This is a genomic window from Thauera sp. (assembly GCF_035444905.1).
Taxonomy (GTDB): Bacteria; Pseudomonadota; Gammaproteobacteria; order Burkholderiales; family Rhodocyclaceae; genus Thauera.
This window is the reverse complement of the sequence record NZ_DAOMPS010000004.1, coordinates 136,474-155,124: the sequence shown is the minus strand read 5'-3', so window position 1 is coordinate 155,124 and position 18,651 is coordinate 136,474. Positions and strand designations below refer to the sequence as shown.

Sequence of the window (18,651 nt, the reverse complement as noted above, 5' to 3'; positions counted from 1 at the left end):
CTAACCGCAAATCAGAAGATGGCGCTTGAATCGTTCCGCGCAGCGGCGGGCACCTTCGGCGGTCTTGACGAACAAGGCAACTTCAACGGCCTGCATTTGAGCCAGTGGCGGCCCGTGTTCTACCGCATGAGTCCCGCCGATTCGGACGCAGCGAAGAAAAAGGCTTTCGAGCGCGCACGCAAAGACTTGATCGAACTTCAACGTATCGAAGTCGAAAACAACGTTTATCGGTTGGCAGGCGATACCGCACCGATTGAAGAAAAGTGCATTGCCGAAGTGTTGAAGGCCGCACGCGACAAGGCGACAGGACAGCGACAAACCGGCGACATGTCCCGCGTCGCATCCCTGCCGTTGGGGGACGACAGCGACACACTCCCTTTAGGGAGTGTCGCATGTCCCGCTGATGCGATAGCCGATTTTTCAAATGCCAACAGCCGCCCCATGTGGGCACCGAATTTCAAAAGGTGATCGTATGTTCAAGCCCGAAGCGTACCAACTCGACGAAGCGTTTTTGCGCGAAGTGAATCAAGCCCTTGACGCAGTAGCGCGCGAACTTGGCGGCGTGCCGACGCTGAAAAAGCAATTCGCATCGCATCTTTACTTCGAACGTAAAACCGTCTTCGACGTAGCCGCAGCCGCCTACAACGCAGCGCGCAAGGTGTATCCGTATGACGTATCAACGAAGGTCGCGCGCTATATCGCTATGGAATGGCCGAAAGACCCCGAAGTAGTCGCGCACCTGCTGGCGATGAACGAAGGGTTCGAAAGCGGCCAATACACCGTCAGCAAGTCGCAGTTTTTCGACTTCGTTTGCCGCTGCATCGAAGACATAAGCAAAGGCCGCATGGCGAAAGAAAGACGGCAAACCATCGTCGAACTGGCGACGCTTCTTTGCCAAGTTCAAGGCTGGAAATTTGAGGAACAGACCCATGAAAAATAGTACCGATTTGCACGCCGACGGCTGGCAAGGCCGCGTCACTGTTGAAGATGACGTGGAACCCCCCATGCCCAAGCAATACGCCCGCGCCAAGCTGGCGACTTCGACCGACGTAAGCCGGGAGCTTGCCAAGCTGTACCGCGAAGCCCGTAGCGGTCGAATCGACGTTGCCGACGCTTCGCGCCTTGCCAACATGCTTTCGATTCTGTCGCGCATCCTGTCGGACAGCGAACTTGAATCGCGCATCGAAGCTTTGGAACAACGCGGGGGCTTGCACTGATGGCACGCATCGGACTTAAAGCCCGGCTGTCGAAACTGGAAAAGCAACGTCGCAAGGCGTCGCCGAACCGGGTTCTTCACTACAACCCCGCCGACCTTGCAGGCGGCCCCGTAAGCGCCGACTTGCCCGTTCGTGTTGTCGGGTACTGGCGGAAGGGTGAAAACCCCGCCAGCGGGCCGCTAGGTGCCTTCGCGGGCCGGTTCGCCCTTATGCCCGACTTCGGTTCGGCTGCGGAATGGGAAGCGGCGGCGGAACGGCAGCAAAAGGAACTGTTGGCAACGGCCCGCAGCCGCACCAACGAACCGGCGACCGAAGCGCCCGATATTGTGGGCACCATCGCCGAAGACGTGCCCGCACCCATGCGCAAAGGCGAAAAGGGCGCGCGTTTCGTTGAACTGGCAGACGGTCGCACCTTCGACCGCACAACCGGCGAATTCGTCGAATAAGGGGGCTGATGACGCGAACCGTTCAGGCGTCGGCGCATTCCGCGCCGCAACCTTCGAAGGAATTTCACCATGAACCAAACGACCAACGCCGCAGCCCCGGCATACACGAACAGCCTTGTTCAGACGCCGCAAGCAAGCGGCTTTCTTGAACTGGCCGCAACCGAAACGGGCCGAAAAGCCTTCCTTGGCGACCCCGAAAAGTTCGACAGCGACGTAGGGCCGGACATTCTGAACGCACAAATCGCGCTGCGGGATGGCGTCGAAACCATCGCCCGACTGTTGAAGGACGAAACCCGCAACGAAGTTCAGCGGCACGAAGTCGCGGGCGTTGTTGCCGCGCGCACCGTGGAAGCCTTGGAAAAGTCGAAAGCCGCCATCGAGCGTCGGGCCGAACTGCTGTACAGCGACGGCGTAGCGCAGGCCGAACGGGAGTTTTCGCCCCGTGCCAGCCATGCCGCGCTTGAAAGCGAAATTCGCAGCTACATTCGGGAGCTTGCGAACAAGGCCGACGGCCCTTCAAAGATTCGTGCGGCCATGCTCGAAAGCAAGGACGTTGCCGCCGTCATCTTCCATTCGCCCGGCTTCCTTGTGGGCATAAACCCCGAAACGCATTCGAAGCTTCGTTTTGAAGCGACCGAAAAATGGTTGCCCGACGCTTACAAGCGCATGACTAGCAGCATTGCGCTTTCCGAACTTGCGCCGAAGTTCGCCAAGGCTGCGAACAGCGTTCGAAACAGCTTCTACAACCCCACACTTGCCGCGAAGGCTTCGACCCGCGTTCAGTTCTAACCGAACCCCAGTGCCATGGGACTTTTGCCCGGCCTTCGTGCCGGGTTTTTTTCGCCCGACTTCGGCGGTGTTCGGCAGCTTGACGGTTTATACGAAAGGCGATACGTGCGAAAATGCCCTGTTTAGTGCGGGCGCTTCCAGATCATCGGCCTAGGGTATCGAAAAAATTTGCGGGTATCCAAGCGGGTATCAATCCCTAAAGAATGGCTGAAAGCCCAATAGAATCAAGAGGATACACGCGATATGCTGCTGATGATCGACAACTACGACAGTTTCACCTACAACCTCGTGCAGTACTTCGGCGAGCTCGGGGCGCAGGTGAAGGTGTTCCGCAACGACGAAATCACCCTCGAGCAGATCGCCGCCCTGCGGCCCGACCAGCTCGTCATCTCGCCTGGCCCGTGCTCGCCCGCCGAGGCCGGCATCTCGGTGCCGGCGATCAAGGCCTTTGCCGGCAAGCTGCCGGTTCTCGGCGTCTGCCTCGGCCACCAGAGCATCGGTGCGGCCTTCGGCGGGCGCATCGTGCATGCGCAGAAGCTCATGCACGGCAAGACCTCGCCGGTGCATCACCTCGACGCCGGGGTGTTCCGCGGCCTGCCCAATCCGCTCACCTGCACGCGCTACCACTCACTGGCGATTGAACGATCCAGTCTGCCCGACTGTCTCGAAATCACTGCATGGACGGACGACGGCGAGATCATGGGTGTGCGCCACCGGACGCTCGACGTCGAGGGCGTGCAGTTCCACCCCGAATCCATCCTCACCGAATGCGGCCACGAGCTGTTGCGGAACTTCCTCGAGCGTGGCGACCGCATGCCCGCCGCAGCCTGAACGCATGGCCAGAGAGCACGACATGACAATCACCGCCCAGCAAGCCCTGCAACGCACGATCGAGCATCGCGAGATCTTCTTCGACGAGATGCTGTCTTTGATGCGCCAGATCATGGCCGGCGAGATCTCGCCGGTGATGACGGCCGCCATCCTCACCGGCCTGCGCGTCAAGAAGGAGACCATCGGCGAGATCACCGCCGCCGCCACCGTGATGCGCGAGATGTCGACCAAGGTCGTCGTCAGCCCGCCGCATGAGCACTTCCTCGACGTCGTCGGCACCGGCGGCGACGGCTCGCACACCTTCAACATCTCCACCGCCACCGTCTTCGTCGCCGCGGCGGCCGGTGCGCGCGTGGCCAAGCACGGCGGGCGCAGTGTGTCGTCCAAGTCGGGGGCGGCCGATGTGCTCGAGGCGCTCGGCGTCAATCTCAACCTGACGCCCGAGCAGGTCGCGGCCTGCGTCGAGGAGACCGGCATCGGCTTCATGTACGCGCCCAACCATCACAGCGCGATGAAGAACGTCGCCCCGGTGCGGCGCGAGATGGGTGTGCGCACGATCTTCAACATTCTCGGCCCGCTGACCAACCCGGCGGGCGCGCCCAACACGCTGATGGGCGTGTTCCACCCTGACCTGGTCGGCATCCAGGCCCGCGTCATGCAGCGCCTGGGCGCCCGGCACGTGCTCGTCGTGCATGGCCTGGACGGCATGGACGAGGTCAGCCTGGGCGCGGCGACCCTGGTCGGCGAACTCAAGGACGACAAGGTCACCGAGTACGAGATCCACCCCGAGGACTTCGGCCTGCAGATGGCCGGCACACGCAACCTGCGTGTGGCCGACGCCGAAGAATCACGCGCGGTGCTGCTCGGCACGCTCGAGAACCGCGAGGGGCCGGCGCGCGAGATCGTCGTCTTCAACGCCGGTGCCGCCCTCTACACCGCCAACCTGGTCGGTTCGATCGGCGCTGGCATCGTGCGCGCGCGCGAGGTGATCGCGAGCGGTGCGGCGCGCGCCAGGCTCGACGAGTTCGTGCGCTTCACCCGCCAGTTCGGAGGCGCGGCGTGAGCGACATCCTGAACAAGATCTGCGCGGTCAAGGTCGAGGAGGTTGCCGCTGCGTCGGCGCAGACCCCGCTCGCACTCCTGCGTGCCCAAGCCGAGGCGCAGGCACCGGCGCGCGATTTCGTCGCGGCGATTCGCAACAAGCACGCCGGCGGGCAGTCCGCGGTGATCGCCGAGATCAAGAAGGCGAGCCCGTCGAAGGGCGTGATCCGTGCCGATTTCCATCCCGCCGAGATCGCCGCCAGCTACGAGGCGGCCGGCGCCGCCTGCCTGTCGGTACTCACCGATCGCCGCTTCTTCCAGGGCGCCCCGGAATACCTGCAGGCGGCCCGCGCCGCCTGCGCGCTGCCGGTGCTGCGCAAGGACTTCCTCGTCGACCCCTACCAGGTCTTCGAGGCCCGGGCGATGGGGGCCGATGCCATCCTGCTCATCGCCGCCTGCCTCGATCTGGCCCAGATGCGCGACATGGAGGCGCTTGCCCAGGCGCTCGGCATGGCGGTGCTGGTCGAGGTGCACGATGGTGCCGAGCTAGAGCAGGCGCTGCAGTTGCAGACGCCCCTGATCGGCATCAACAACCGCAACCTGCGCACTTTCGAGGTCTCGCTGCAGACCACGCTCGGGCTGTTGCCGCGCATCGCCAGCGGCGCGGCCGGCCGCATCGTGGTCACCGAGTCGGGCATCCTGCGCGCCGCGGACGTCGCCTTGATGCGGGGCAACGGGGTGCACACCTTCCTCGTCGGCGAAGCCTTCATGCGCGCGGCCGATCCGGGCGCCGAGCTGAAGGCCTTGTTCGCGGGCTGATCGCGCGGCATGACGGCGCCGACGGACCACAGCGACCCCGCGCGCGCGCCACAGTCCAGGGCGCCGCGCCGCGCGCGCCGCTGGCTGGCGAGGCTGGCCGGGGCCTTGGCCCTGGCGGGCGTCGCCGTTGGCGGCGCGGCAGCCTGGCTGCTCGGTACCCAGTCCGGCCTCGATGCCGCGCTGGCGCTGGGGCAGCGCGCCACCGACGGCGCCTTGCGGGTAGACAAGGCGCGCGGCCGCCTGCTGGGCGGCTTCGAGGCGGCTGCGTTGCACTACCATACGGCCGCGATGCAGGTCGATGTGCGCGAGTTCGTCTTCGACTGGCAGCCCAGGGCGCTGTTCGAGCGCCGGCTGGTGATCGAGCGCCTGGCGGCGGCGCGCATCGATGTCGCGCTGGCGCCGTCGGACGAGCCGCCACGCGAGGATCCGCTGCCGCAGCCTGAGTCGCTGGAGATCCCGCTTGCCGTCGAGCTGCGCGCGCTCACGCTCGGCGCCCTGGCGCTGCGCGAGCTGACCGGGGCCGGGGCCGCCGTCGATGAAGGCGCTACCAACGAGGGGGGCGGTGATGAGGTCGCCGACGAGGACGGCGCTGTCGACGGGGCCGGCCCGGTGCAGGAGGCCGCCAAGGCCATCCAGGGCGCCGAGGACGCCGTCACCGATCCCGAGCGCGCGGCCAAGGCGGCGGCAGAGATCGCCGCCGGGCAGGGGCTGATACTGTGGGACTTCAGCGCGGCGCTCGACAGCGATGGCCGTCATCACCGCCTGCAATCGCTCGCGCTGAGCGTGGCACAGGGCCGGGTCGAACTTGCCGCTGGCCTCGATGGCCGTAGCCCCTTTGCGCTCGACGGTGCGGGCAGCTTCGTCGGCGCGGTCGAGGGGCGCGCCCTGGCGGCCCAGCTGGCCCTTACCAATACCCTGATCGAGCCGCGCCTGCGCGTGGACGCGCAGAGCGAAGGCCTCGAGGCGCGGCTCGAGGCCGATGCCGAGAGCTTCGCGCCGATGCCGCTGCGCCGCCTGTCGCTGCGGGCCGGCGAGCTCGACCCGGCCGCCTTCGCGGCGGGCGCGCCGACTGCAGCGCTCAGCCTCGAGGCCGAGCTGGCGCCCGGGGCGGACGGGCAGAGCCTGCTCGCCGGCCCGCTGCGCGTCGTCAATCGGCTGCCGCAAGCGGCCGACCTTGGGGGCCTGCCGCTGCTGAGCCTGGAGGGGGTGCTCGACTGGCGCGAACAGGAGCTGGCGATCGATGGACTCGACATTCGCCTGCCGGCCGAGGGGCGCGTTTCGGGCCGGATCGCGTGGCGCCCGCCGGTGACCGAGATGCCCGGCGAGAAGGGCGCAGAGGCGGTGGAAGAGGTGCAGGAGCCGGCTGACGGGGCGCAGATCCAGGCGGCGCAGGCGCCGGGCAAGGAGGCGGAGCGTTTGCCGGCGCAGCACGGCAAGGCGGCCACCGACATCGGTTTCGGCCAACTGGTTGCCGCGCTCGAACTGGCGGGCATCGATACTCGCGCGCTGGACACCCGCCTGCCGCAGCAAGTCCTTGCCGGGCGCATCGACGCCGAGGCGGACGAGATCTACCAGCACGCCCGCGTGGGTGTCGATGTCGGCAGCGCGCGCATCGATCTCGAAGCTTCGTTGCGGGTGGAGGCGCCGGGGGTGCAGCCCGCCGGGGAGGGCGGTGGTGCGTCGCCGGACGGTGCGGTGGAGGCCCATGCGGACGGAAACGTGGCGCCGGACGGCGCCGCGCCGCTGCGCCGATTCACCCTCAGCGCCGGCTTGCGCGGCGTCGAGCCGCGCGCCTTCATGCCCGAAGCGCCCGCCGCGCGTCTGAACCTCGATCTGCAGGCCGAGGGGGAACTGCCGGCCGCCGGCCTGCCGCAGGCGGCGCAGCTGCGCTTCGCGATCGTCGACAGCCTGCTCGAAGGCCTTGCGCTCAGCGGCGAGGGGCGGCTGCGGCTCGAGGGCGAGCGCCTGCCCGAGGTCGAGCTGGCGCTCCAGCTGGCGGGCAACCGCCTGCGCGCGAACGGTGCGCTCGGCGCGGCTGCCGACCGCCTCGCGCTGAATCTCGACGCCCCGGCGCTGGATGCGCTAGGCCTCGGCCTGGCGGGCCGCGCAGGGGTGCAGGGCGAGATCGGCGGTGCGCTCGAGGCGCCTGCCGGCACCCTGCAGTTCTTTGCCGAGGCGCTGCGCCTGCCGGGCGAAGTGCGTCTTGCCGGCATCAACGGCGTGGCGCGGCTGGATGCCGGCGCCGACGGCCCATTCACGGTGGCGCTGGGCCTGTCTGGCCTCGGCAGCAGCGCACCCGGCGCGGAGCCCCAGCCCGACTGGCTCGCCAGTGCCCGTCTGGCGGCCGAAGGCACGCGCGCGGCCCACCGCATCGAGCTCGAGCTGAACACGCCGCCGACCGAGGGCGTGGCCGATGTGCTGAGCGCACAGTTGCAGGGCGGCCTGGTCGAGGGCGAGGCCCTGCGCTGGAGCGGGCGACTCGTCGCCCTGCAGAGCGCGGGGCGGGTCGCCGCCCGCCTGCTCGCCCCGGCGACGCTGGAGCTTGCGGCGGACGCAGTGCGCCTGGGCGCGGCCGAGATCAATGCCGGCGACAAGGGTCGCATCCGCCTGCAGGAGACCGCCTGGTCGCCGACGCAGAGCGTGCTGCGCGGGGATCTCAGCGGCCTCACCCTCGAGCTCGAACCGCGTCGCGCCGACGGGCAGTTGCGCCGCGGCGCGGACCCGCTGGTGCTGGGCGCGCGCTGGGACCTGAACGTGGGCCGTACGCTGGACGGCGAGGCGCGGGTGTTCCGCGAGTCGGGCGACGTACGCATCGAGGGCGAACTGCGCACCCGCCTCGGCCTGGAGCGGCTCGAGGCGGTGCTCGTGGCGCGCGGCGACCGTCTCAATCTCAACCTTGACGTGCGCGGCAGCGAGTTCGGCAGCGTGGTGGGCGAGGCCGGCCTGCGCGCGCAACGCAGTGCCGACGGCATCTGGAGCGTGCCGCAGGAGACGCCGATCAGCGCCTCGGCCCGTCTCGACATGCCCTCGATCACCTGGCTTGGCCGGCTCGCGCGCGAGAACGTCGAGACCGCCGGCCGCATCAACGGGGCCTTCAGCGTGACCGGCACGCTGGCCGCGCCGGTCGCCAGCGGCACGGTGAATGGGCGCGAGCTCGGCTTCACCCTGATCGACCAGGGCATGATCCTGTCCGGTGGCGAGTTCGATCTCGCCTTCGACCAGGACCGCGTGCGCCTTACGCGCCTCGAGTTCGTGTCACCCAACCGCGTGCTGCCGCGCGAGAACCGCATCCCGCTCGCCCGGCTGACCGCCACGCCGGGCCGTTTCACCGCCAGCGGCGAGCTCGCGCTCGACAGCGGTGCGGGTGACTTCCGTTTTGCCGCCGACCGCCTGCCGCTGCTGCAACGCGACGACCGCTGGATGCTGCTGTCGGGCCAGGGCACGGCGCGCAGTACCTGGAGCTCGCTGGTGCTGGATGCGGATTTCCGCGCCGACGCCGGCTACATCGAGTTTGCCGAGGCGCTGCCGCCCAGCCTGTCGGACGACGTCGTCGTCCTCGGCCGCGACGAGGTTAGCGAGGGCGGTGGCTTCGCCCTCAATGCCGACGTCCGGGTGGGGCTGGGCGATGCCCTCTATCTGTCGGCGATGGGGCTGGAGACGCGCCTTGCCGGCGAGCTGCGCATCCGCCTGCAGCCCGAGCGGCCGCTGATGGCGGTCGGCACGGTGTCCACCGTCGGTGGCAGCTACCGCGGCTATGGCCAGAACCTGGTGATCGAGCGTGGGGTGGTGAACTTCCAGGGCCCGCTCGATGCGCCCGGGCTCAACATCGTCGCGCTGCGCAAGGGGCTGGAGGTGGAGGCGGGGGTGGCGGTCACCGGCAGCGCCAAGCGCCCGCAGGTGCGCCTGGTGTCCGAGCCCAACGTGCCGGACCCCGCCAAGCTGTCCTGGATCGTGCTCGGCCGGGCGCCCGACGCCGCGTCCGGCGCCGACCTCGGCCTGCTGCTGCCGGCCGCGGCCGGCCTGCTGGGCGGCCCAGGCGGCGGCATGACCGAGGAACTGTCGCGCAGCCTGGGCTTCGATTCCTTCTCGATCGGCCAGGGCGAACTCACCAGCACCACCCGGACCGGCACCAGCCGGGTGCTCGGCAGCGGCTCCACGGTCGCCAGCGGGCCGACCGTCTCCGGCCAGGTGCTGAGCCTGGGCAAGCGCCTCGGCCCCGACCTTTTCCTGTCCTTCGAGCAGAGCCTGGGTGGCGCCGCCACGCTGGTGAAGCTCAGCTACCAGTTGTCGCGCCGGCTGTCGGTGGTGGCGCGGGGCGGCACCGACACCGCGATCGACCTCAATTACGGTTTTTCCTTCCGCTGACGTCGTGTCCAGCCCCGCTGGGCGTACGATGGCGCAAACGTGGGCGGGAGCCGCATGGTCGCGCGCGCCGATGGAATGAACGCGCACATTCATGGTCTGTAGCGCTGGAACCCCTTTCCAATGGAGTGGCTGAATGACTGAAAACAAGCAAGACCCCGGCCTCGAGACCGCCATTTTCGGTGGCGGCTGCTTCTGGTGCCTGGAGGCCGTGTTCGACCTCGTCGACGGCGTCGACTCGGTGGTGCCCGGCTATTGCGGCGGGCATGTGGCGGATCCGGAGTACCGCCAGGTGTGCAGCGGCGGCACCGGCCATGCCGAGGTGGTGAAGGTCGACTTCGACCCGGCGCGGGTGAGCTACCGCGAGCTGCTGGAGACCTTCTTCCTGATCCACGACCCCACCACGGTCGATCGCCAGGGCAACGACATCGGCCCGCAGTATCGCTCGGTGATCTTCGTCACCAGCGATGAGCAGCTGCATGAGGCGCTCGCCTTCATCGAGGAGCTGGGCGAGCAGCGCGTGTATCCGAAGGCCATTGTGACCCGGGTCGAGCGTGCGCCCACCTTCTGGCCGGCCGAGATCGAGCACCACGACTACTATGTGAACCATAGTGACCAGCCCTACTGCCAGTACGTGGTCGCGCCCAAGATCGCCAAGTACCGCGGCAAGCTCGCCGAGCGCCGCGGCCGCCACGGCGGTTAGAATGCCGGCTTTCATCCAACGCAGGAGACACGCATGACCCAGACCACCACCGCCAGCGGCCTCGTCATCGACGAGCTCGAGGCCGGCAGCGGCGACACCGCCGAGAAGGGCAAGATGGTGTCGGTGCATTACACCGGCTGGCTCACCGACGGTCGCAAGTTCGACTCGAGCAAGGACCGTAACGACCCCTTCAACTTCCCGCTCGGGGCCGGCCACGTCATCCGCGGCTGGGATGAGGGCGTGCAGGGCATGCAGGTGGGCGGCAAGCGCAAGCTGACGATCCCGCCCGCGCTCGGCTACGGCGCGCGCGGTGCCGGCGGCGTGATCCCGCCCAACGCCACGCTGGTGTTCGAGGTCGAACTGCTCAAGGTGCTGTGATCGGGCCCGGTGTCGGCGGCGCCGGCGCCGGCTTGCCGGATCGGGTGTCAGGCCGGGGCGCAGCCGGTCCGGGCAAGGGCTTGAAGGGGCAGACATGAAACTCGACCAGTCGCAGCGCAACCTCCTGAACCTGTTGCAGAAGGACTCCACGCTCAGCACCCAGGTCCTTGCCGAACGCATCGGCATGTCGCCGACGCCGTGCTGGCGGCGGGTGAAGGAGCTGGAGGAAGCCGGGGTCATCCGCGCCTATGTCGCCCTGGTCGACCGTCACAAGGTGGGTCTGGGCACCTGCGTGTGGGTGCGGGTCAAGCTCAAGCAGCACAGCGCCGACGTGCTCGACCGCTTCGAGCGGGTGGTCAAGGGCTGCCAGGAGGTCGTCGAGTGCTACGAGCTGCTGGGCGAGACCGACTGCCTGCTCAAGCTCTACCTGCCGAACCTGGAGGCGCTGTCGACCTTCATGCATGACTTCCTGCTCAAGATCCCCGAGATCGACGTCACCCACTCGGCGGTCGCGCTGCGCGAGATCAAGAACGAAACGGCCCTGCCGCTGTAAGCGGTCAGGGCCGTTTTTCGGATCATCGCGCCTGTGCGGCGCGAGCCGGGTCAGAGATTGCTGACGAAGACGATCAACACGCCCACCGGTGCCACATAGCGCGACACCAGGTTCCACACGCTGAAGCCGAACTCGCCAAGGCCGAGCTCCTTGCGCACGCTGTCGCGGTCCAGGCACCAGGCGGCGAACAGGATCGCGCCCAGGCCGGTCAGCGGCAACATGAACTTGCTGGTGAGCTTGTCGAGCAGGTCGAACACGTTGAGGCCGATGATGGTCACATCGCTCCACAGGTTGAAGGACAGGAGCGCGGCGATGCCCAGCGCCCAGGTGGCGATGCCGGCGACCACGGTGGCACCGGCACGCGACAGTGGCGTGCGTTCTTCAACCAGCTCCACCACCGGCTCGAGCAGCGAGATCGCCGAGGTCAGCGCGGCGAAAGTCAGCAGCAGGAAGAACATCGTGCCCAGGATCGCGCCACCGGTGATGTTGCCGAAGGCGATCGGCAGGGTGACGAAGATCAGCCCCGGGCCGGCGGCCGGATCGAGGCCGTTCGAGAACACGATGGGGAAGATCGCCAGACCGGCGGCGATCGCGATCGTCGTATCCATGATCACCACGGTGCGCGCGGTGCGCAGCAGGTTGACGTCCTCGCCCAGGTAGGAGCCATAGGCCATCATGATGCCCATGCCCAGCGACAGCGTGAAGAAGGCATGGCCGAGGGCGGCCAGCACCACCTCGCCGGTGAGCTTGCTCCAGTCCGGGTTGAACAGATAGGCCACGGCCTGGCCGAAGCCACCGGTGGTCATGCCATAGCCGACGAGGATGAGGAGCAGTACGCCGAGCGAGGGCATCAGCAGCTTGGAAGCGCGCTCCAGACCACCGGCCACGCCCATCGCCACGACGCCGATGGTCAGCGCCATGAACACCGTGTGCCAGGTCAGCAGGCTGCCGGCGTTGGCGAGAAAGGCGGTGAAGGCATTGGCCACCGCGTCCTTGTCCATGCCGGTGAAGCCGCCCGTCATCACATCACCGGTGTAGGACAGGGCCCAGCCGCCAATCACGCTGTAGAAGGACAGGATCAGGAAGGCGCCGAGCACGCCGGTGACACCGATCAGCGCCCAGGCGCCGCTGCGGCCGTTCTTCTTCGCCAGCTCGCCCATGGTGTTGATCGGGTTCTTCTGGCCGCGGCGGCCGATCATCCATTCGGCAACCAGGATGGGCAGGCCGATCATGGCGATGCACAGCAGGTAGACCAGCACGAAGGCGGCCCCGCCGCTCTGGCCGATCATGTAGGGGAACTTCCAGATGTTGCCGAGGCCGACGGCGGAACCGGTGGCGGCGAGCACGAAGCCCATCCGCGAGGTCCATTGACCATGGGTATGTGCCTTGGCCATGTCATCGCACCCCGTTCGTGAGCAGGAGGGGGGGCAGCGGGTAGGGCACGGGCCGGGCCGGCCTGATGGGCCGCCGACCGCGCAGTGCGGCAGAGTGGGTCATGCTTGTCTCCTCAGTATTTTCGCGCTTGTGACGCGGTGGGCATGTGGCTTGTGGAAGGGGCGGATTCTAGACGTTTCGGTGCCTGCGACCCAAGTGTGGATCTCGAAGCATGTCGACACGCCTGCACTGCCTGCCTTCCCCAGTCATGCCCTGCCTTGTTTTGTCTGCGGCCATGGCTGGCAGCTTGGACGGCATGGATCGTAAATCCTGATGTGAGGAAAAATATTCCTTATATCGATCTCCCCAGCCGCTATAACGAAAAAACTTTCCACGCGAGCGCTCTAGCATTCCGGTCCATGACCCGCGCTGCGGGCCCAGCACCAAACACAACCCCACTCACGCACAGAGGAGACAACGTCGGCCCGTCGGCTGCCCGCGCCAACCGCGCTTCGCATGCCGACTGGCGACGGTTCACATCACCATGTCGAACACCTTGCCCAACGTCAGCCTCGACGACAAATACACCCTCAAGACCGGCCGCGCCTGGATGACCGGCATCCAGGCCCTGGTGCGCCTGCCGATGATGCAGAAGATGCGTGACGAAGCCGCCGGGCTGAACACCGCCGGCTTCGTCACCGGCTACCGCGGCTCGCCGCTCGGCAACGTCGACCAGGAGTTCTGGAAGGCGAAGAAATACCTCGAGCCGATGCACATCCGCTTCCAGGCCGGCCTCAACGAAGATCTTGCCGCGACCTCGGTGTGGGGTACGCAGCAGGTCACGCTCGACCCCAACGCCCAGTACGACGGCGTGTTCTCGATCTGGTACGGCAAGGGCCCGGGCGTCGATCGCACCGGCGACGTCTTCCGCCACGCCAACGCCGCGGGAACGTCGAAGCACGGTGGCGTGCTGGTGATCGCCGGCGACGACCACGCCGCCAAGTCGTCCACCCTGCCGCACCAGACCGAGCATGTGTTCAAGGCGCTGATGATGCCGGTGCTGGCCCCGGCGGGCATCCAGGAATACCTGGAATACGGGCTGCACGGCTTCGCGCTGTCGCGCTACTCGGGCTGCTGGGTGGCGTTCAAGGCGCTCACCGACACGGTCGAGACCTCTTCGTCGGTGGAACTCGACCCGTTCAAGGTGCAGACCCTGATTCCGTCGGCTGCGGACTTCCCGCTGCCCGACGACGGCCTCAACCTGCGCTGGCCCGACCCGCCGCTGGTGCAGGAGAAGCGCCTGCTGCACCACAAGCTGTATGCCGCGCTCGCCTACTGCAGGCTCAACCAGCTCAACCGCACCGTCATCGACAGCCCGAACGCCAAGCTCGGCATCATCACCAGTGGCAAGAGCTACCTCGACGTGCGCCAGGCGCTGGACGACCTCGGCATCGACGAGGCGAAGGCGGCCGCCATCGGCCTGCGCCTGTACAAGGTCGGCATGGTATGGCCGCTCGAGGCCGAAGGCGTGCGCCAGTTCGCCGACGGCCTGGACGAGATCCTGGTCATCGAGGAGAAGCGCCAGTTCCTCGAATACCAGTTGAAGGAAGAGCTCTACAACTGGAAGGACGAGGTGCGCCCGCGCGTCATCGGCAAGTTCGACGAAAAGGGCGAGTGGGCCTTGCCGCACAGCGAGTGGTTGCTGCCTGCCGCCGGCGAGCTGACGCCGGCGATGATCGCCCGCGCCATCGCCGGGCGCATCGCGCGCTTCTACACCTCGGACCGCATCAAGGCGCGCCTGGCCTTCATCGAGGCCAAGGAAGCCGCCCTCGCCAAGCCGCGCCTGGCCATCCAGCGCGTGCCGCACTACTGTTCGGGCTGCCCGCACAACACCTCGACCAAGGTGCCGGAAGGGTCGCGCGCCATCGCCGGCATCGGCTGTCACTACATGGCCACCTGGCTGTCGCCCGAGCACACCCAGACCTTCTGCCAGATGGGCGGCGAAGGCGTGCCCTGGGTCGGCCAGGCGCCCTTCACGACCACGCCGCACGTGTTCGCCAACCTCGGCGACGGCACCTACATGCACTCGGGCATCCTCGCCATCCGCGCGGCGGTGGCGGCGAAGGTGAACATCACCTACAAGATCCTCTACAACGACGCGGTGGCGATGACCGGCGGCCAGCCGCACGACGGCACCTTGTCGGTGCCGATCATCGCCCGCCAGCTGCTGGCCGAAGGCGTGGGTTCGGTGATCGTCGTCAATGACGGCACGCCGCGTGCCTATGGGCCGGCCGACCTGCCGCACGGCGTGCCGATCCGTCACCGCGACGAACTCGACGCCGTGCAGCGCGAGCTGCGCACCGTGCCGGGCGCCACCGCGATCATCTACGACCAGACCTGCGCCGCCGAGAAGCGCCGCCGTCGCAAGCGCGGCAAGTTCCCCGACCCGGCCAAGCGCGTCGTCATCAACGACCTCGTGTGCGAAGGCTGCGGTGACTGCAGCGACAAGTCGAACTGCATGTCGGTGGGCGCGGTCGAGACCGAGTTCGGTCGCAAGCGCTTCATCGACCAGAGCTCGTGCAACAAGGACTACTCCTGCGTGAAGGGCTTCTGCCCGAGCTTCGTCACCATCGAGGGCGGCAAGCTGAGGAAGGGTAAGGCGAGCGGCACGAGCGCGCTCGGCCGCCTTGCCGGTGAGCTGCCCGAGCCGCAGCTGCCCTCCACCGCTGCGCCCTGGGGCATCCTGATCACCGGCGTCGGCGGCACCGGCGTGGTCACCATCGGCGCCCTGCTGGGCATGGCTGCGCACCTGGAAGGCAAGGGCATCTCGGTGCTCGACATGGCCGGCCTGGCGCAGAAGGGCGGCGCGGTGTGGTCGCATGTGCGCATCGCCGACAGCCAGGCGCAGCTGCATGCGGCCCGCGTCGCCGCCGGCGAGGCCAACGCGGTGATCGGCTGCGACCTGGTGGTGGCCGCCAGCGACGAGTCGCTCGCCAAGATGCAGAACGGGCTCACCCGCGTCGTCATCAACCGCGACCAGACCAACACCAGCGAGTTCGTGCGCGGCTTTGCCGCCCAGGCGCGCAGCGGCAACGTCGGCGCCAACCCCGATCCGCAGTTCCCGGCGGCCTCGATGGAGGCGCAGATCGTCGACGCGGTCGGCGCGGACAAGGCCGAGTTCCTCGACGCCACCCGCATCGCCACCGACCTGCTCGGCGACTCGATCGCGACCAACCTGTTCATGCTCGGCTACGCCTGGCAGCGCGGCCTGGTGCCGCTGTCGCGGCAGGCGATCGAGCGCGCCATCGAGATCAACGGCGCCGCGGTCGAGGCCAACAAGGCCGCCTTCCTGTGGGGGCGGCGCGCCGCGGTGGATCTGAAGGCCGTCATCGAGGCGGCCAAGCCGCAGTTCGGTACGCCCGCGCACCACAAGCTGTCGACCAGCGTCGACGAGGTGATCGGCCGCCGCAAGGCCCATCTGACCGACTACCAGAACGCCGCCTACGCCGAGCGCTACATCAAGCTGGTCGAGCGTGTGCGGGCCGCCGAAGCGAAGGTCGCGCCGGGCATCACCCTGCTCACCGAGGCGGTGGCGCGCGGCTATCACAAGCTGCTCGCCTACAAGGACGAGTACGAGGTCGCACGCCTGTACACCGACAGCGACTTCCTCAAGCGCGTCGAGGAGCAGTTCGAGGGCGACTACAAGCTCGTCTTCCACCTCGCGCCGCCGACCCTGGCCGACAAGGATCCGCAGACCGGCGAGCTGAAGAAGAAGGAATACGGCCCGTGGATGCTGAAGGCGATGCGCACGCTGGCGAAGTTCCGCCATCTGCGCGGCTCGATGCTGGATCCCTTCGCGCGCAGCCAAGACCGCAAGCTCGACCGCGAGCTGATCGCCGACTACGAGCGCATCGTCGAGGAGATCATCGTGAACCTCGACCGCAGCAACCACGAGGCGGCGATCGAGTTGGCGGCCATCCCCGACCAGATCCGCGGTTTCGGTCACGTCCGCGAGCGCTACCTCGCCAGCGCCCGCAGCCGTCAGGCGGCGCTGCTCGAGGACTTCCGCCACCGCCGACCGGTGAGCGCGCCGGTGGCGACCAAGGCGCGCAAGACGATCGCGATCATCCCGGGCTGAGCCCGCTCCCGTTTCTTACCCCCGCCGTTCCACCGGCCCGCCACGAGTGGTGCCGGCGGGACGGTTCATACCCACGTTCCCATAAGGAAGGAGACACAACATGGCCGTATTTTCCCTGAGCGACTTTGCCGATCACGAGCAGGTGGTCTTCGTCAGCGACGACAAGAGCGGATTGAAGGCGATCATCGCCGTCCATAATTCCAACCTCGGCCCCGCGCTCGGCGGCTGCCGCATGTGGCCCTACGCCTCCGAGGAGGAGGCGATCCGCGACGTGCTGCGCCTGTCGCGCGGCATGACCTACAAGTCGGCGATGGCCAACCTCAAGCTCGGCGGCGGCAAGTCGGTGATCATCGGCAATCCGCGCACGCACAAGACGCCCGAACTGCTGGCCGCCTTCGCCCGTGCGCTCGAACAGCTGAACGGGCGCTACATCGCCGCCGAGGACTCCGGCACCAGCGTCGCCGATATGAAGTACATGGCGCAGTTCACCCAGCACGTCGCCGGTATCGTCGACAAGCCCTCGGATGAAGGCACGCGCAGCGGTGATCCGTCGCCCGCCACCGCCTACGGCACCTTCATCGGCATCAAGGCTGCGGTCAAGGAAAAGCTCGGCCGCGATTCGCTCGAGGGTCTGCGCGTCGCCGTGCAGGGCGTGGGCAACGTCGGCTTCGACCTCGCCCGCCAGCTGAAGGAAGCGGGCGCGCAACTGTGGGTCACCGACATCCACCGCGAGCCGCTGCTGCAGGCCGGCAAGGAACTGGGCGCCACCGTGGTTGCGCCCGAGGAGATCTTCGGCCTCGACGTCGATGTCTTCGCCCCCTGCGCGCTCGGTGCCATCCTCAACGACACCACCATCCCGCAACTGAAGGCGAAGATCGTCGCCGGCGCTTCCAACAACCAGCTCGCCGAGCCGCGCCACGGCGTCGAACTGATGAAGCGCGGCATCCTGTACGCGCCCGACTACGTGATCAACGCCGGCGGCATCATCGACGTCTATCACGAGCGCATCGGCTTCGACCGCAGCGCACTGCTCAAGCACATCGAGGGCATCCACGACAACCTGATGGAGGTCTTCGAGCGCGCGCGCAAGGAAGAGCGCCCGACCGGCGAGGTGGCGGACGCGATCGCGGAGGAGCGCTTCAAGCGCTGAATCGTGCGATCGGCGGCATGAAAAACGGCGACCCGCGGGTCGCCGTTTTTCATTTCAGCTGAACAGCCGCGTCAGGCTGCACGCTGCCTGCAGCGCATCGCACCCAGGCCGGCGAGGCCGAGGCCGAGCAGGGCGAGGGACGCGGGCTCGGGGACGGCTTGAGCAGCCCCAGGCCCGGCGGGTTCAGGGGTCGGCTCGGGAGCCGGGGGGGTGACGGCGACCGGGATGGCGTCACCGGTCAGGGTGACCCAATCGATCCGTGCGCCCTCGCTCCTCGGCCTGTCAAGCAAGAATCCGAGAAGCCCCGAATAGCCGACGTCCGTCCAGAAGCGGATGTCGATGCTTTGCTGGTCAGCCGCCGCAGCGCCAAGCCCGACGTTCGCCGTGCTCCATGCTCCGTTGCCACCCAGGCCGGTCGACCACAGGTCCATCCAGCTGCCACCGGCAACGCGCCAGCTCAGGTTGAGGGTGTCGCCCGCTTCGGAGGCGGTCAGCGGCGCCCAGGCGAAGGAGAGGAGGAGGTTGTCCAGTCCCAGCGTCGATACCGAGAAGGTGGCTGCCGCATCCGGCGAGGACGCGGTGCTATTCGAATGCTGGTGGACGTCGCGCAGCTGCAGGGCGTTGTTGCTGATTGCGACATCTTTGCCATTACGCTCGATTTCGCTCCATGCGGCGCCGACATGGTTGGAGTTCTTGCGATTGAAGTCGTCGCTGAAAACCGGCGCAGCGAACGCTGTTCCGGACAGGAGGAGGGTGGCGAGCCCGAGAGCGATTGCGTTCTTGTTCATGTGGAATCCTTGATTGTCAGTTTGCTCGTGAGCGGCGCGCGGCTGTGCGGGCGTGCAGTCAC

At 67.5% G+C, this 18,651-nt stretch carries 16 protein-coding genes; 14 read left to right on the top strand and 2 right to left on the bottom strand.

Translation table 11 applies throughout. The features are described 5' to 3' along the window. The 12 genes from PLC66_RS03475 to PLC66_RS03420 all read left to right on the top strand — a co-directional run. On the top strand, positions 1 to 468 hold a 468-nt coding region (locus PLC66_RS03475), incomplete at its 5' end, for a hypothetical protein (protein ID WP_324537854.1). A 4-nt stretch (positions 469 to 472) separates the two neighbouring features. Next, complete coding sequence (locus PLC66_RS03470; protein WP_324537853.1) at positions 473 to 940, top strand: hypothetical protein; 468 nt, start codon at positions 473 to 475, stop codon at positions 938 to 940. Next, positions 930 to 1,217, top strand: a complete 288-nt coding sequence (locus PLC66_RS03465; RefSeq protein ID WP_202816932.1) for a hypothetical protein — start codon at positions 930 to 932, stop codon at positions 1,215 to 1,217. The genes PLC66_RS03470 and PLC66_RS03465 overlap by 11 nt, the downstream gene beginning before the upstream one ends. Beyond that, positions 1,217 to 1,663, top strand: a complete 447-nt coding sequence (locus PLC66_RS03460) for a hypothetical protein (protein WP_141679870.1) — start codon at positions 1,217 to 1,219, stop codon at positions 1,661 to 1,663. The genes PLC66_RS03465 and PLC66_RS03460 overlap by 1 nt, the downstream gene beginning before the upstream one ends. Positions 1,664 to 1,732: 69 nt before the next feature. Further along, a complete protein-coding gene (locus tag PLC66_RS03455) occupies positions 1,733 to 2,452 on the top strand; it encodes a hypothetical protein (RefSeq protein ID WP_324537852.1) in 720 nt (239 codons plus the stop codon). 243 nt (positions 2,453 to 2,695) lie between these two features. Continuing rightward, positions 2,696 to 3,283, top strand: coding sequence for an aminodeoxychorismate/anthranilate synthase component II (locus PLC66_RS03450; RefSeq protein ID WP_324537851.1), 588 nt, complete (start codon positions 2,696 to 2,698; stop codon positions 3,281 to 3,283). A gap of 22 nt (positions 3,284 to 3,305) precedes the next feature. Next, positions 3,306 to 4,346 carry an anthranilate phosphoribosyltransferase gene (gene trpD / locus PLC66_RS03445; protein ID WP_324537850.1) on the top strand — a complete coding sequence of 347 codons (1,041 nt, stop codon included), beginning with the start codon at positions 3,306 to 3,308 and terminating at the stop codon, positions 4,344 to 4,346. Continuing rightward, positions 4,343 to 5,143: an indole-3-glycerol phosphate synthase TrpC gene (gene trpC / locus PLC66_RS03440; protein WP_324537849.1), complete on the top strand. Its 801-nt coding sequence runs from the start codon at positions 4,343 to 4,345 to the stop codon at positions 5,141 to 5,143. The genes trpD and trpC overlap by 4 nt, the downstream gene beginning before the upstream one ends. A gap of 9 nt (positions 5,144 to 5,152) precedes the next feature. Beyond that, on the top strand, positions 5,153 to 9,508 hold the full coding sequence (locus PLC66_RS03435; protein ID WP_324537848.1) for a translocation/assembly module TamB domain-containing protein: 4,356 nt from the start codon (positions 5,153 to 5,155) through the stop codon (positions 9,506 to 9,508). Between the two features lie 133 nt (positions 9,509 to 9,641). Next, positions 9,642 to 10,208 (top strand): peptide-methionine (S)-S-oxide reductase MsrA, encoded by a 567-nt coding sequence (msrA, locus tag PLC66_RS03430; protein ID WP_324537847.1) that lies wholly within the window; start codon positions 9,642 to 9,644, stop codon positions 10,206 to 10,208. A 33-nt stretch (positions 10,209 to 10,241) separates the two neighbouring features. Continuing rightward, complete coding sequence (locus tag PLC66_RS03425) at positions 10,242 to 10,586, top strand: FKBP-type peptidyl-prolyl cis-trans isomerase (RefSeq protein ID WP_324537846.1); 345 nt, start codon at positions 10,242 to 10,244, stop codon at positions 10,584 to 10,586. Positions 10,587 to 10,680: 94 nt separating this feature from the next. Further along, on the top strand, positions 10,681 to 11,139 hold the full coding sequence (locus PLC66_RS03420; RefSeq protein WP_324537845.1) for an Lrp/AsnC family transcriptional regulator: 459 nt from the start codon (positions 10,681 to 10,683) through the stop codon (positions 11,137 to 11,139). A 50-nt stretch (positions 11,140 to 11,189) separates the two neighbouring features. Here PLC66_RS03420 and PLC66_RS03415 read toward each other — a convergent pair whose 3' ends face one another. Further along, positions 11,190 to 12,533 (bottom strand): sodium-dependent transporter, encoded by a 1,344-nt coding sequence (locus PLC66_RS03415; RefSeq protein ID WP_324537844.1) that lies wholly within the window; start codon positions 12,531 to 12,533, stop codon positions 11,190 to 11,192. A gap of 524 nt (positions 12,534 to 13,057) precedes the next feature. Here PLC66_RS03415 and PLC66_RS03410 point away from each other — a divergent pair. Continuing rightward, on the top strand, positions 13,058 to 16,651 hold the full coding sequence (locus PLC66_RS03410) for an indolepyruvate ferredoxin oxidoreductase family protein (protein WP_324537843.1): 3,594 nt from the start codon (positions 13,058 to 13,060) through the stop codon (positions 16,649 to 16,651). Positions 16,652 to 16,751: 100 nt separating this feature from the next. Then, positions 16,752 to 17,801: a Glu/Leu/Phe/Val dehydrogenase dimerization domain-containing protein gene (locus PLC66_RS03405; RefSeq protein WP_324537842.1), complete on the top strand. Its 1,050-nt coding sequence runs from the start codon at positions 16,752 to 16,754 to the stop codon at positions 17,799 to 17,801. A gap of 71 nt (positions 17,802 to 17,872) precedes the next feature. Here the strand turns inward: PLC66_RS03405 and PLC66_RS03400 are convergent, their stop codons facing one another. Then, positions 17,873 to 18,589: a PEP-CTERM sorting domain-containing protein gene (locus PLC66_RS03400; protein ID WP_324537841.1), complete on the bottom strand. Its 717-nt coding sequence runs from the start codon at positions 18,587 to 18,589 to the stop codon at positions 17,873 to 17,875. Positions 18,590 to 18,651: the final 62 nt, after the last annotated feature.